This window comes from Sphingomonas sp. PL20 (assembly GCF_017875905.1).
Classification (GTDB): Bacteria; Pseudomonadota; Alphaproteobacteria; order Sphingomonadales; family Sphingomonadaceae; genus Sphingomonas; species Sphingomonas echinoides.
Window position 1 is genome coordinate 1,911,202 of sequence record NZ_JAGINH010000002.1, and the last position, 12,897, is coordinate 1,924,098.

The 12,897-nt window shown below is 64.7% G+C and carries 13 protein-coding genes, 1 tRNA gene and 1 pseudogene; 4 read left to right on the forward strand and 11 right to left on the reverse strand.

The window, feature by feature from the left end; all coding sequences use genetic code 11:
* Positions 1 to 54: 54 nt before the first annotated feature.
* The 3 genes and pseudogenes from hfq to H4W01_RS08730 form a co-directional block, all read left to right on the forward strand.
* Positions 55 to 570: pseudogene (gene hfq, locus H4W01_RS08720) on the forward strand (RNA chaperone Hfq); the annotation flags it as partial.
* Positions 567 to 1,853, forward strand: a complete 1,287-nt coding sequence (hflX, locus tag H4W01_RS08725) for a GTPase HflX (protein WP_209610705.1) — start codon at positions 567 to 569, stop codon at positions 1,851 to 1,853. The pseudogene hfq and the gene hflX, both read left to right, overlap by 4 nt.
* Entirely contained in the window at positions 1,831 to 2,490 is a 660-nt protein-coding gene (locus H4W01_RS08730; RefSeq protein WP_209610706.1) for a GNAT family N-acetyltransferase, read from the forward strand. The genes hflX and H4W01_RS08730 overlap by 23 nt, the downstream gene beginning before the upstream one ends.
* Here H4W01_RS08730 and mazG read toward each other — a convergent pair.
* The 10 genes from mazG to H4W01_RS08780 form a co-directional block, all read right to left on the reverse strand.
* Positions 2,468 to 3,226, reverse strand: a complete 759-nt coding sequence (mazG, locus tag H4W01_RS08735) for a nucleoside triphosphate pyrophosphohydrolase (protein ID WP_209610707.1) — start codon at positions 3,224 to 3,226, stop codon at positions 2,468 to 2,470. The genes H4W01_RS08730 and mazG overlap by 23 nt on opposite strands.
* A 91-nt stretch (positions 3,227 to 3,317) precedes the next feature.
* Complete coding sequence (locus H4W01_RS08740; RefSeq protein WP_209610708.1) at positions 3,318 to 3,521, reverse strand: hypothetical protein; 204 nt, start codon at positions 3,519 to 3,521, stop codon at positions 3,318 to 3,320.
* Positions 3,518 to 4,282, reverse strand: coding sequence for an MBL fold metallo-hydrolase (locus H4W01_RS08745; protein ID WP_209610709.1), 765 nt, complete (start codon positions 4,280 to 4,282; stop codon positions 3,518 to 3,520). The genes H4W01_RS08740 and H4W01_RS08745 overlap by 4 nt, the downstream gene beginning before the upstream one ends.
* Complete coding sequence (locus H4W01_RS08750) at positions 4,279 to 5,055, reverse strand: TatD family hydrolase (RefSeq protein WP_209610710.1); 777 nt, start codon at positions 5,053 to 5,055, stop codon at positions 4,279 to 4,281. Before H4W01_RS08750 ends, H4W01_RS08745 begins: the two co-directional genes overlap by 4 nt.
* Positions 5,055 to 6,593, reverse strand: a complete 1,539-nt coding sequence (gene metG / locus H4W01_RS08755; protein WP_209610711.1) for a methionine--tRNA ligase — start codon at positions 6,591 to 6,593, stop codon at positions 5,055 to 5,057. The genes H4W01_RS08750 and metG overlap by 1 nt, the downstream gene beginning before the upstream one ends.
* A gap of 50 nt (positions 6,594 to 6,643) precedes the next feature.
* The gene (locus H4W01_RS08760; RefSeq protein ID WP_209610712.1) at positions 6,644 to 7,621 is read right to left on the reverse strand and encodes a DNA polymerase III subunit delta'; all 978 of its coding nucleotides are present in this window, start codon (positions 7,619 to 7,621) and stop codon (positions 6,644 to 6,646) included.
* Positions 7,618 to 8,250 carry a dTMP kinase gene (tmk, locus tag H4W01_RS08765; RefSeq protein WP_209610713.1) on the reverse strand — a complete coding sequence of 211 codons (633 nt, stop codon included), beginning with the start codon at positions 8,248 to 8,250 and terminating at the stop codon, positions 7,618 to 7,620. The genes H4W01_RS08760 and tmk overlap by 4 nt, the downstream gene beginning before the upstream one ends.
* Before the next feature lie 4 nt (positions 8,251 to 8,254).
* Positions 8,255 to 9,427 (reverse strand): D-alanyl-D-alanine carboxypeptidase family protein, encoded by a 1,173-nt coding sequence (locus H4W01_RS08770; RefSeq protein WP_209610714.1) that lies wholly within the window; start codon positions 9,425 to 9,427, stop codon positions 8,255 to 8,257.
* 18 nt (positions 9,428 to 9,445) lie between these two features.
* Positions 9,446 to 10,327 carry an SPOR domain-containing protein gene (locus H4W01_RS08775; RefSeq protein WP_209610715.1) on the reverse strand — a complete coding sequence of 294 codons (882 nt, stop codon included), beginning with the start codon at positions 10,325 to 10,327 and terminating at the stop codon, positions 9,446 to 9,448.
* Between the two features lies 1 nt (position 10,328).
* On the reverse strand, positions 10,329 to 11,339 hold the full coding sequence (locus H4W01_RS08780; RefSeq protein WP_209610716.1) for a lytic murein transglycosylase: 1,011 nt from the start codon (positions 11,337 to 11,339) through the stop codon (positions 10,329 to 10,331).
* Between the two features lie 191 nt (positions 11,340 to 11,530).
* Between H4W01_RS08780 and H4W01_RS08785 the strand changes: the two genes are divergently transcribed.
* Positions 11,531 to 11,620 (forward strand) — tRNA-Ser (locus tag H4W01_RS08785).
* Between the two features lie 165 nt (positions 11,621 to 11,785).
* Here H4W01_RS08785 and H4W01_RS08790 read toward each other — a convergent pair.
* Complete coding sequence (locus H4W01_RS08790; protein ID WP_209610717.1) at positions 11,786 to 12,667, reverse strand: protein-L-isoaspartate(D-aspartate) O-methyltransferase; 882 nt, start codon at positions 12,665 to 12,667, stop codon at positions 11,786 to 11,788.
* Positions 12,668 to 12,897: the final 230 nt, after the last annotated feature.

Consider the following 12,897-nt stretch of genomic DNA (forward strand, 5'->3'; position numbering starts at 1 on the left):
GGGACGGGTACATCACCTAACTCGACGCCGGAACCGGCGCGCCGCGGGCACCCCCCGCCAAGAACAAAGGATCGACCGATGGCCGACAAGCACACCTCTCTCCAAGACCTGTTCCTCAACGCCCTGCGCCGCACCAAGACCCCGATCACGATGTTCCTCGTGAAGGGCGTCAAACTCCAGGGCATCGTCACCTGGTTCGACAATTTCTCGGTGCTGCTGCGCCGCGACGGTCAGTCGCAGCTCATCTACAAGCACGCCATTTCGACGATCATGCCGGCCAACACGGTTGATATCGATGCGATCGTCAACGCCATTGGCGAGGCGCAGAAGAAGCAGCCGCTGCTGCAGGAAATCTTCCTCAACGCTGTGCGCAAGTCGGAAGACAATGTCACCATGTTCCTGGTCAACGGTGTGATGCTGCAGGGGCAGATTGCAGCATTCGATCTGTTCTGCATGTTGCTCCAGCGTGATGGCATGGCGCAGCTCGTCTACAAGCATGCGGTCTCCACCATTCAGCCCGCACATCCCCTTAATTTGGCTGATGAAACAGCAGGTTCGGACAACGATTGACCACAGGTTTTGAACGGGACCGCGACGATGTCGCGCGGGGTGCCAAGGCCGTTGTCGTTTATCCCGACACCGGCATTTCGTCGCGGGACGCCGATGCCCGGCTGGCCGAAACCGCCGGGCTGGCCATGGCGATCCATGTCGAAGTGGTCGATCGCGTCGCGATCAAGGTGCGCGCGCTCCAGCCTTCGACGCTGATCGGCAAAGGGCAGCTCGAGGCGCTGGCTGCCACGGTGCGGATGGCCGAGGCCGAGTTGGTCGTGTTCGACGCCAGCCTGACGCCGGTGCAGCAGCGCAACCTCGAAAAAGCGCTGTCGGCCAAGGTGATCGATCGCACCGGGCTGATCCTCGAAATCTTCGGCGAACGTGCAGCGACCGCCGAAGGGCGTTTGCAAGTCGAACTGGCGCATCTCGATTATCAGGCGGGGCGGCTGGTACGCACTTGGACCCACTTGGAACGGCAGCGCGGCGGCTTCGGCTTCCTCGGCGGCCCGGGTGAAACGCAGATCGAGGCCGATCGGCGCTTGATCCGCGATCGCATGGCGCGGTTGAAGAAGGAATTGGAACAAGTCAGTCGCACGCGCGGACTGCACCGCGACCGGCGCCAGCGCGCGCCGTGGCCGGTGATAGCGCTGGTCGGCTATACCAACGCCGGAAAATCCACGCTGTTCAACCGCATGACCGGTGCTGACGTCATGGCGGAGGATCTGCTGTTCGCCACGCTCGACCCAACGCTGCGGCAGATCGCGCTGCCGGGGATCGACAAGGCAATCCTGTCGGACACCGTCGGGTTCGTCTCCGAACTGCCGACCCAGCTCGTCGCGGCCTTCAAGGCCACGCTCGAGGAAGTGGTGTCGGCCGATTTGCTGATCCACGTCCGCGACATCGCGCACCCGGATACGATCGCGCAGATGGACGATGTCGAGGCGGTGCTGCGCGATATCGGTGTCGACCTCTCGGTCCCGCGGATCGAGGCGTGGAACAAGCTCGACATGCTCGATGCCGATGATCGCGCCGAATTGCTGGGCGAAGCCGCGCGGCGCGACGATGTCGCGGCGATTTCGGCGCTGAGTGGGGAAGGGGTGTCCGCCTTGCTCGACACCGTCGCCGCGCTGCTGACGTCGAGCCATCGCCGCTACACCATTTTGCTCGATGCCGGCGATGGTGCCGGTGCCGCCTGGCTCCACGCGCATGGCGAAGTGCTGGAACAATCGGTCGAGGGTGAACAGGCGATCTACGAAGTCCGCATGGCCGAGCGCGATTATGAACGGTTCTGCCAGCGCTGAGGGCGTCGATCGCGAGCTGATCGCAGGCTGGCTCCATGCCCGCTCGATCGCGCGGGCTTTGCCGATGCCAGTGGCCGAGCAGGGTGGCTGGCGGGTGGACACGCGGTCGGAGCAGGAATGGTGCCGCTATGTCTTCGCCGATCCGACCCCGGCGATTGCCGATCTGGCGCAGAGCATCACGCAGCCAAGAGTGTATGTGAAACTTTGCCAGGATGATGCTGTTTTAACATCGCTTTTGCCGTCGCGTTGGCAAATCTGTGCGCCTTCCTGGATGATGACAGCGGGGACGTCGCCCCTTGCAGAAACGCCGCTGCCCGACGGCTATCTCCCGAAGGTGGAAAGCATCGGCGGCGTCGTTCGCGTTGCGATCACCTCTCCGAACGGCGCGCTCGCGGCCAGCGGTTATGCCGCGGAAGCGTCGGGCGTGTTCGTCTATGATCGGATCGTCACCAGCCCGGATCATCAGCGGCGCGGCCTGGGGCGGGCGGTAATGAGCCTGTTGCAAGCGCAGCGCCGCTCAAGCGCGTCGCGCGAAGTGCTGGTCGCAACCGCACAAGGCCGGGCGCTTTATACCAGCCTCGGCTGGTCGGTGCATTGCCGCTATGCGACCGCGGTCATTCCTGACGCGGTGCCTTGATCGCTTGCCACAAGGCTTCCTTGTCGGCGAGGGGCAGCCCCGGAAAGGCATCGCCAGCTTCGGCTTCCATCGCCCTGAAACGGCGCTCGAATTTGGCATTGGCACCGCGTAGCGCCGCCTCCGGGTCGACGCCCAGCTTGCGCGCCCAATTGACCACCGAGAAGAGCAGATCGCCGACCTCGTCCTCGGTCTCGGCCGGAGTAGTGGCCGCTTCGATCTCGGCGATTTCCTCGTCAATCTTGGCGCGCGGTCCGTCCTGGTCCGGCCAGTCGAACCCCACGCGCGCCGCACGATTCTGCAGCTTTTCGGCGCGGAGCAAAGCGGGCAGGCCCAGCGCTACGCCGTCCAGCGCGCCCGGTGGGATATCGGCCTGACCCTTGGCAGCGCGTTCCGCGGCCTTGATCTGTTCCCACAGATGATGGCCGCCCTCAGCGACATCGCCGAAGATATGCGGATGGCGGCGCTCCATCTTGTCGCTGATCGCCGCCACGACGTCAGCCAGCGCGAAATGACCGGCTTCCTCGGCCATGCGCGCATGGAACACGACCTGGAGCAGCAGATCGCCAAGCTCGTCCTTCAGCTCGCCCATGTCGTCACGCGCGATCGCGTCGGCGACTTCATAGGCTTCCTCGATCGTATAGGGCGCGATGCTGGCGAAATCCTGCGCGACATCCCATTCGCAGCCCGACACCGGATCGCGCAACCGCGCCATGATCGCGACCAACCGTTCGATCATCGACACGCTCCATTTCGGGCGGGGACCTGACTCCCGCTGCCCATCGCCAGCAATCCGATAATATACATTATGTTAAATTCAGGCCGTTTCATCAAAACAGGCCCCCCAGCGCCGATCCAGCCCCGAAAGCGCCCTGCCACAGCACCACCAGCACGAACAGCACGCCGAAGATCGCCGCCCAAGCCAGCGCCATCTTGATCGTATCGCCGAGCGGCAAGCGGCGTGCTGCCAGCGCACTGACCGGCAGGATCAGGACCAGCGCGTAAAACACCAGATCCATGCTGGTGTCGGTCATACGTGCAATTCCAACCCGTCATAGGCCGGCTCGACGCCCGGCGGAAGTTCGGCCAGCAGGCTCGCATAATCCATCGACTGGTCCATATGCGCCAGCACCGCATGACGCGGCTTCAGCATGTCGATCCAGCCCAGCGCCATGTTCAACGTCGGGTGCGACGGATGCGGCTTGCGGCGTAGCGCATCGACGATCCACAGGTCGAGACCTTCATACAGGTTCGCCATATCCGGCGTCATCGCACTGAGATCGGTCGCATATCCAATCGATCCGGCAAGGCTGTCAAAGCGCAAGCCGGCCGATTGGAACGGCCCGTGCGGCTGATCAACCACGCCAACCGTAATGTCCCCGATGACGATGCTGTCGGGCAGCGCCTCGATCGCAACGGTCGGCGGATAATCATCCCAACCGTGGAAAACATAGCCGAAACGCCGCTTCAACGTCTCCATCAGATCGGGCCGCGCCAGCCCGCGCACCGGCCGCCCCATCGCATGGAACACCTGGCGCAGATCATCGATGCCGTGCGTGTGATCGGCATGATCATGCGACCAGATCACCGCATCCAGCGTCGACACGTCCGCCGCCAGCAACTGTTCGCGCATGTCGGGGCCGGTATCGACCAGAATGCGCGTCGTCTGCGTCTCGACCAGGATCGACGCGCGCATCCGGCGATTGCGCGGATTGCTCGGGTCGCACGCGCCCCAGTCATTGCCGATCCGCGGCACGCCGGACGAGGTGCCCGATCCCAGGATCCGCACCTTCATGCGCGCGTCTTGGTAAACAGTGCGTGAAAGTTCTCCGCCGTCGCCGCTGCCAGCGTTTCCAGCGGCTCGCCGCGCAATTTTGCCAGGAACGCCGCAGTATCGGCAACGAAAGCCGGCTCGCCTGTTTTCCCGCGATGCGGCACCGGTGCCAGGAACGGCGCATCGGTTTCGATCAGCAGCCGGTCGAGCGGCAGCCGTGCGGCGGTGTCCTGCAGATCCTTGGCGTTCTTGAAGGTCACGATGCCCGAGATCGAGATATAGAAACCAAGCTCCAGCGCGATATCGGCAAACGCCCCGCTCGCGGTGAAGCAATGGATGACGCCGGGATAGGCCCCCTTCCCCATTTCCTCGCGCAGGATCGCGGCGGTATCGTCCTCGGCATCGCGCGTGTGCACCACGATCGGCAGTTGCGTTTCGCGCGCGGCGGCAATGTGCGCGCGAAAGCTCGCGCGCTGGCGCTCACGGTCGCTATGTTCGTAGAAATAATCGAGCCCACTTTCGCCGATTCCGACGACGCGCGGATGCTGCGCGCGTTCGACCAGCCGAGCGGTGCCGATATCGGGATGCTCATCGGCTTCATTGGGGTGGATGCCAACCGTCGCCCAGACATCGGGCTCGCGCTCAGCCGTCGCCAACACCGCGTCCCACTCGCTTTCGCGCGTCGCGATGTTGAGCATGGCGTGGACGCCGCGCGCTCGGGCACGGGCGAGGATCACATCCTGCTGCTCGCCCAGCCCCTTATAGTTGAGGTGGCAATGGCTGTCGGCGAACATCAGGCTTCGACCGGCGCTTCGAGCCGTGGGAACACACCGACGGGTGCCGGCAGCGTCAGGCCCGGTGCCAGCGGGTGGCCCAGCGCTTCGAAGCGGCGTGCATCGCCGTGCTGCCCCAGCAGATCGAGCAATTTGTCCGCGCCATTGGGGATCGCCCAACGCGCCAGAATCGCGATCCGCCGCACCGCATCGGCGGCATGATACAGGATGGTGTCGGCGCGCGCGGGATCGGTCTTGCGCACGCTCCATGGGGCCTGATCGGCGAAATATTGGTTGGCATCGCGCGCTGCCGACCAGATCGCGTCGAGCGCGGTATGCAACGCGAGATCGCCCATCGCATCATGCATTCCGGCCTCGGCTGCCGCGACGCTGGCGAGCAGCGCGTCTTCGGCCTCGGTGCGTTCGCCCGCTGGTGGCACTACGCCACCGCATGCCTTGGCGATGATCGACAGGCAGCGCTGCGCGAGATTGCCGAGGTTATTGGCAAGGTCTGCATTACAACGGGTTACGATCGCTTCTTCCGAGTAACTCCCATCCTGCCCAAAGCTCACTTCGCGCAGCAGGAAATAGCGCAGCGCATCGACACCGAAGCGATCGGCCAATTCCATCGGGTCGGTGACGTTGCCCACCGACTTCGACATCTTCTCACCGCGGTTGAGCAAAAAGCCATGGCCGAACACCGCGCGCGGCAGCGGAATGTTCGCACTCATCAGGAAGGCTGGCCAGTAAACCGCATGAAAACGCACGATATCCTTGCCGATCACGTGCAGATGCGCGGGCCAGAAGGTTTCGTACAGTTCGACATCATCGGGATAGCCAACGCCGGTCAGATAATTGGTCAGCGCGTCGACCCACACATACATCACATGGCCCGGGCTGCCCGGCACCGGCACGCCCCAGTCAAAGCTGGTGCGCGACACCGACAGGTCGGACAGGCCACCCTCGACGAAGCGCAAAATCTCGTTGCGGCGCGCCTCGGGCAGGATGAAATCGGGCTGTGCGGCATATAGGTCGAGCAAGGGCTGCTGATATTTGGAGAGGCGGAAGAACCACGTCTCCTCGGCGGTCCATTCGACCGGCGTGCCCTGCGGCGATAGTTTGGCGCCGCCCTCGCCTTCGACCAGTTCCTTTTCGTCGTAAAAGGCTTCGTCGCGAACCGAATACCAGCCTTCATAGCGATCGAGATACAGGTCGCCCGCGGCTTCCATCGCTTGCCAGATCGCCTGGCTGGCGCGGTAATGGTCGGCATCGCTGGTGCGGATGAAGCGATCGCACGAAATCTCCAGTTTCTCGGCCATTGCCTTGAAATAGCCGCTCATTTCATCGGCCAGCGCACGCGGGGTCAAGTCACGCTTGCGCGCTTCCTGGACCATTTTCAGGCCATGTTCATCGGTCCCGGTCTGGAAGCGGACTTCGCGGCCCAATTGGCGTTGATAGCGCGCGATCGCATCGGTCGCGATCGCCTCATAGGCATGCCCGATATGCGGACGTCCATTGGGATAGCTGATTGCGGTGGTGATATAATAAGGGTCGGCCATGGCCGCCTCCTAGAGCATCGGTCGCCGCAATTGAAGCCTTGGCGCCGCTTTCAACGCGCAAGCCGCGCGACGATCCCCGCCATCTCATAGACGGTGGCTTGCGCATCGAGCGTCAGCGCGCGTGCGGTGGCGGCGAGCGTGCGGGCGGCGTCATACCCGTCGAGCGCGATGCGCAGCCGTTCGCCCTGCCGTTCCGGGGCCATGCCCGCGATAAAGGCGGGGGCACGGTCAAGAAACGCCTCGTAGCGTGCCTGCGCGGCCTTCAGCGCCAGCGACTTGGCCAGCCGGACGCGACGACCATTGCCGGGATCGCCATCCCGCGCGATCGCCGCCAGCGCGTGGTCGATCGCGGCAAGGTCCAATCCGGCGAAACCGAGCGCACGACCGGGCGATCCGTGCGCGACGCGCATCAATGCCGCCACTTCCGCCGGGTCCGCAGAGGGAAGCTGTTCGCGCAGCACGGACGTCATGATGGCATCATCGAGCGGATCGAAACGCAATTGCCGACAACGCGACCGGATCGTCGGCAGCAAACGTCCCGGCGCATGGCTGATGAGCAGGAAGATCGTGCCCTCGGGCGGCTCTTCCAAATTCTTGAGCAAGGCGTTGGAGGCCCCCGGCCGTTCCAGATCGTCGACCGCATCGATGATGACGACCCGCCTGCTCGACATCGACGGGCGCGTCGCAAACATCGGCCCCAGTGCGCGCACCTGCGCGATCGGGATGCTGCGCGCGAGATCGAGTCCGGTCTTGTCGCCTTCCTTCGGCTGGCGCGTGAGCACCCGGTAATCGGGGTGCGATCCCGCCGCGATCAATTTGCGTTGCGGGTTGCTCTCGGGCACGTCGAAGCCCGGCGGCAGGTCGCCCCCCGCCCCTTCGGCCAGCATCCGCAGCGCTGCGGCGCGCGCGAAGGTCGCCTTGCCGATACCTTCCGGGCCCGCGAACAGCCACGCATGATGCAGCGATCCGCTTGCCATTGCGGCGGCGAAGGCCTGGTGCGCGGCATCATTGCCGAGCGGTAGTGTCATGGCAGCAGGTCGGACACGGCGGCAAACACCGCGTCCGCGACATCGTCGATCCCGGCAGTCGCCCCGACCAGGCGGAAGCGCTCCGGTTCCTGCTTCGCAAACCGGCGAAAAGCGGCCGCGACATCGGCATGGAACGTATCGCCGCGCGCCGCGAACCGATCCGCTGCAGCGCCGTCACGGACCGCCGCGCGTCTGCGTCCAAGCTCGGGCGATAGTTCCAGCACGAGCGTCCGGTCCGGCAGCAACCCGCGTGAACCGAAGGCATGGAGCGCCAGCACGGCAGCGTCGTCGATCCCGCCCGCCACGCCCTGATAGGCACGGCTGCTGTCGAGAAAGCGGTCGCAAATCACCCAGCGTCCGGCCCCCAGTGCCGGGCGGATCGTCTTTTCGACATGGTCAGCGCGGGCGGCGGCGAACAACAAGGCTTCGCTATGCGGGCTCCACCGCGCGACCTCGCCCTGCATCAGCAAGGCGCGGATCGCCTCCGCCCCTTCGCTGCCACCGGGTTCGCGCGTGACCAGCGTTTCGATCCCGCGCATCGCCAGCGCATCGGCAAGCAAGCGCGCCTGGGTCGATTTGCCCGCCCCCTCGCCCCCTTCCAGCGAGATGAAGCGCCCGATCGCCGTCATCGGCTCACGCGCCGAACAGGCTCAGCAAGCCAGCCCAGGCACGCCCGAAAAAGCCAGCCTGCGGCACATCATTGGCGGCGACCAGCGGCAGCCGCTCGGCCGGCATCCCCGGCGTTACCACCACCAGATCGGCGATATGCTGCCCGGCCTTGATCGGAGCCTTGATCGGGCCGTCATAGCTGACCGTCAGGCGCATTTCGCCTGCGGTGCCCGCAGGTACGGTCGCGGAGAGATCGCTCGGCGCGACGAGCCCGACCTTGTTGGAGGTGCCGAGTTGCACCTCGGCGGTTTCGATCTGCTTGCCCTTGGCGAGGATCGGCTTGGCCTGCCACGCGCGAAAACCCCATTCCATGAACTTGACCGATTCCTCGGCGCGCTGGCCCGACGTGCCAAGACCCGCCAGCACCATCACCAGCCGACGGCCATTCTGCTGCGCGGAGCCGGTGAAGCCGAAACCGGCTTCATCGGTGTGCCCGGTCTTGAGCCCGTCGGCACCGCTCACCCGGCCCAGCAACGGATCGCGATTGGCCTGGTCGATCGGCTTTTCACCGCCCAGCGTCTTGCCCCAGGTGAAGCTGCGCAGCGAGTAGAAGCGCTTATAGAGATCGGGATAATCCTGGATCGTCGCGCTCGCCAGCTTGGCGAGATCGCGCGCGGTCACATACGTCACGCCATTGTCGGGCCAGCCATTGGCGGTGCCGAAATGGCTGTTGCTGAGGCCGAGCTTGGCCGCCGCGCGATTCATCCGCTCGGTAAAGGCCGATTCGGTGCCCGAAATCCCCTCGGCCAGCACGACGCACGCATCGTTGCCGGACAGCGTGACGATGCCCTTGAGCAGATCCTCGACGCTGACATCCTCGCCCGAGGACAGGAACATGGTCGAACCTTGCGAATGCCACGCGCGCCACGTTTCGGGGCGCACCGGGAATTTGGTGTCGAGCTTCAACTCGCCCGATTTGATCATCTGAAACGCGACATAGACCGTCATCATCTTGGCCATCGACGCGGGCGGCATCCGCCGGTCGGCATCCTTCGAATACAGGATCGCGCCGGAGGACAGATCCTGCAGATAGGCGACCGGTGCCGGCGTCTGGAACTCGGGTGCGGCCACGGCCGGACAGGTCGCGGCGACGGCGATGAGGGCTGAAGCGGCGATCAGTTTTTGGCGGGAAAGCATCAGGTCCGGTCTCGTTTTTTAGTCGGTGTGGAGGATTTGCGCGTCACCATAACCGTGCCGGGCGGCCCCGTCACGCGCGCGCTGTGCGCTGGCTTTGTCGCCAAAGGGCCCCAATTGCACGCGAAAAAGGCGTCCGAGCGGAACTACATGGCCGCCCAGAGCGTGCGCCATCGCAGCGGCGCGCTCCGCCGACGACAAAGCGGCGACCTGCACGACAAAGCCGCCAGCCGTTGGGGAAACCGGTGACGACGGAACCGGTGACGGCTTTGGCTTGGCGAGCGGCTTGGGCGCTGGCGCTTTGGGTATCGGTGCTCTGGGTATCGGTGCTTTGGCGGGGGCCGCACGCGGCACCGCTGGGGCCACTTGCTGCATCGGCACTTTGCGACGCAGCGCGGTCAGCAAAGCCGGCGGCGCATCCAGCCGCGCAGAGGCGGCCTGCCCCGCGCGCAATGCCGTCTGATCCTGTGGGCTGGCCACCACCGCCCGCACGCGCACCGGGGCCCGGTCGCCAACCCCCAATGCCTGGGCGGTCGCTGGCGACAGCGAGACCACCGCCCCGCTGGTTTCGCGCGCGACCACCAGCGCCAGGATCGTGCGGCCAGTGTCGATCGCGGTGATCTCGACCGGTGTGCCCGGCGGGACATTCGGATGCGCGACCGCCATCGTCACCGCGCTCCACTGCGGATCGAGCGGCAGCGATGACACCGCCGCAAAACCGACGCTATCGTCCCGCACTTCGCCCGAGGTGCCGCGCGGCCCGTCGCCCGGCGGCAAATCGCTGGCGGCGGCGATCGCGGGAGGCGAGGAGACCTCGTGAATTTTGGGTGCGCCGCGGTGTTGAGGGGGCAGCATCGCCGCCCCGCCGCCGCTTGCCAGCACCATCGCCACCAGCACGCTCATCTCAACGCTCCACGGCATCGGCGAGCAGGCCGACCGACAAAGCGTAGAAATTGGAGCAATTATAATCGAGGATCACGCGGTAATTGCCCGTCAGCAAATAGGCCGTGCGCCCAGGACCATCGGGCTCCAGCAAGGTCGCCAGCACCGAATCGCCCGGCCAGTCGCGCGTCAGCGGGACGAGCCCCAGCCTGCGCCATTCGGCCATGGTTTTCCACGCGCTGTGCCGCGCGAACACCTTGAGACAGCGCGGCGACAGCAAGCGGTTGGTCACTTGGCTGCGGTCGAACGTCGCAGGTACGGAGACTGCGAGGCCCCATGGTTGGCCCGGTCTCCACCCCGCATTCGCGAAATAGTTACCGATGGAGGCGAGCGTGTCGGCCCGGCTCGCCCAAATGTCCACCCGGCCGTCGCCGTCGCCGTCGCGCGCGAGGCGCAAATAGACCGAGGGCAGAAATTGCGGCCCACCGGTTGCCCCCGCCCAACTGCCGACGAGTTGCGCGCGCGACACGCCGCGATCCATCATTTGCAGCGCGGCGATAAACTCCTCTGCGAAGAGGTCGCGCCGCCGCCCCTCATAAGCGAGCGTCGCCAGCGCGCGTGGGAGATCGAAGCCGCCCATCACCCGACCATAGCTCGTCTCATGGCCCCAGATCGCGACCATGATCGACTCGGGAACGCCGATCTGCTGCTCGATCCGTTGCAAGCGCGACCGCTCGGCTTGATAGGCGTTGCGACCATTGGCGATCAGCGCCGCGGTAAGGTGCTGCGCCTGATACGGCGCGAAATTGGGAACCCCGGCATTGGGATTGGCCCCCGGCTGCGCCCGATCCAGATCGATCACGCGCTGGTTGAGCGTCAGCGTCGGCATCACCGCATCCAGCGTCGCCCGGCTGACGCCGCGCGCAGCGGCCTGTGCGCGGAGCGTCTGTAAATAGGCCTGAAACCCGGCTTCATCCTGCGCCGCCGCCGGCCCGATCATCGCAAAGCACGCCGCCAGGACGGCCAACGCCATGCCAATGGGACGCCCTAAAATACTGGTTCCTCGCATCGTCCGACCTTGGCACACCGGCTTGCCCACATGAACCCCAAAAGGCCGGACGCCGACCACAAACCTTGCACATCTCGTCCCGTGGCCGCTAAGCGGGGGTTCCGCCGCACGGCTAGCCCCGACAGAGTCGGCTGTCGGGTGGTGCGGGTCCGATGGGAAGAGTGTCCGAGTGGTTTAAGGAACCGGTCTTGAAAACCGGCGAGGGTGCAAGCTCTCCGTGGGTTCGAATCCCACCTCTTCCGCCACGGCGTTGTGCCGGGTTGTCTTATTCGATCCTCTTGATTGTCCATTTGGCAGGGACTTGCTTTGCGTACCTCCAAAAAGAGTCAGTTCTGTCTGTCGGGGTACCGAAAAGCAGCGAGAAACTGGGGCATAGGCAATCCAAAGCAGCGTCCGCGCGATTTGTAGCTTCAAAGTATCCCCACGATCGGCGCGCCGAAACAGAGTGGGATCGATCGGTCAAACAGACCGTAACGCGCGAACGGTCGCGCGCGCGCGCCAGTCAGCGGGACAAAGAGAGCTGCCCCTAAGGAACAGCGCGCGACGCTTCCGTCGGCATTTTTTGTAAAGCGTAATAATTGCGTGCTGCTATCACTTAGACCGATCGGCATTACAAGTTTGCCGCCGGGTTTGAGCTGGGCAAGCAACGGGGCCGGAACCTCTGACGCGCTCGCGGCGACGATGATGCCGTCGAACGGTGCGAACTCCGGCCAGCCAAGAAAACCGTCGCCGGTGCAAACCTCGACATTGGCAAAGCCAAGTCGGCGGAGCCGCTCCGACGCGGATGTCGCCAAAGGCGGAACGATCTCGATCGATGAGACACGTTTAGCAATTCGTGCCAGAACCGCCGCCTGATACCCCGACCCAGTCCCTACATCCAGCACGTTGGCACCCGTGGGCAAATCTAGCGCTGCCGTCATGATCGCGACGACATACGGATCGGAGATCGTCTGACCGTAACCGATGTCCTGCGGAAGGTCGACATAGGCGGCGCTGCGACGGTCTTCACGCACGAACTCTTCACGCGGAATTACGCTAACGATGCTTAGAGCCGTCTCAAACGCAGGGGTGTCCGCCTTTGGAGCAAGGGCGCGTAGCTCGGCACGGATGGTATCAACCATCGCCTTGCGCTGGGCGGATGGGTTTCCGCCCGGCAGCCGCTTAGCCAACACAGTCAGGATGTCGACCGGCTCAGGCTGCGTTTTCCGGTGAACGCACGCGACCACCAGAAGCGCGCCGAGCATGACCAGGAACGAAGGGATACGCACACACGGTAAGGGGCGGATGGCCATCTGTGGGGCGGGTCCCACGTTTTATGGTGCTCGGCAAGTTGGGATCCGCCAAGGATGTCGGCGGGGGGCGGATCTGCGTGGCGGCATGCCTCTCCTTGCACGCCATGCCGACGCTGGGGCAGCGGCCAAACCAACGGCACGGCCTTGAAGGCAGATAAATATCCTTGAAATCCAGTATCTTGTTCGGTTAGCGCAGGCGTAACGATCAAAATTTCCGCAGGTTCGGCGTT

Bases quoted from the DNA above. Each gene is read 5' to 3' on its own strand.
- H4W01_RS08730 (WP_209610706.1), top strand. From the start codon at position 1,831: ATGAACGGTTCTGCCAGCGCTGAGGGCGTCGATCGCGAGCTGATCGCA.
- mazG (WP_209610707.1), bottom strand. From the start codon at position 3,226: ATGATCGAACGGTTGGTCGCGATCATGGCGCGGTTGCGCGATCCGGTG.
- H4W01_RS08740 (WP_209610708.1), bottom strand. From the start codon at position 3,521: ATGACCGACACCAGCATGGATCTGGTGTTTTACGCGCTGGTCCTGATC.
- H4W01_RS08745 (WP_209610709.1), bottom strand. From the start codon at position 4,282: ATGAAGGTGCGGATCCTGGGATCGGGCACCTCGTCCGGCGTGCCGCGG.
- H4W01_RS08750 (WP_209610710.1), bottom strand. From the start codon at position 5,055: ATGTTCGCCGACAGCCATTGCCACCTCAACTATAAGGGGCTGGGCGAG.
- metG (WP_209610711.1), bottom strand. From the start codon at position 6,593: ATGGCCGACCCTTATTATATCACCACCGCAATCAGCTATCCCAATGGA.
- H4W01_RS08760 (WP_209610712.1), bottom strand. From the start codon at position 7,621: ATGACACTACCGCTCGGCAATGATGCCGCGCACCAGGCCTTCGCCGCC.
- tmk (WP_209610713.1), bottom strand. From the start codon at position 8,250: ATGACGGCGATCGGGCGCTTCATCTCGCTGGAAGGGGGCGAGGGGGCG.
- H4W01_RS08770 (WP_209610714.1), bottom strand. From the start codon at position 9,427: ATGCTTTCCCGCCAAAAACTGATCGCCGCTTCAGCCCTCATCGCCGTC.
- H4W01_RS08775 (WP_209610715.1), bottom strand. From the start codon at position 10,327: ATGAGCGTGCTGGTGGCGATGGTGCTGGCAAGCGGCGGCGGGGCGGCG.
- H4W01_RS08780 (WP_209610716.1), bottom strand. From the start codon at position 11,339: ATGGCGTTGGCCGTCCTGGCGGCGTGCTTTGCGATGATCGGGCCGGCG.
- H4W01_RS08790 (WP_209610717.1), bottom strand. From the start codon at position 12,667: ATGGCCATCCGCCCCTTACCGTGTGTGCGTATCCCTTCGTTCCTGGTC.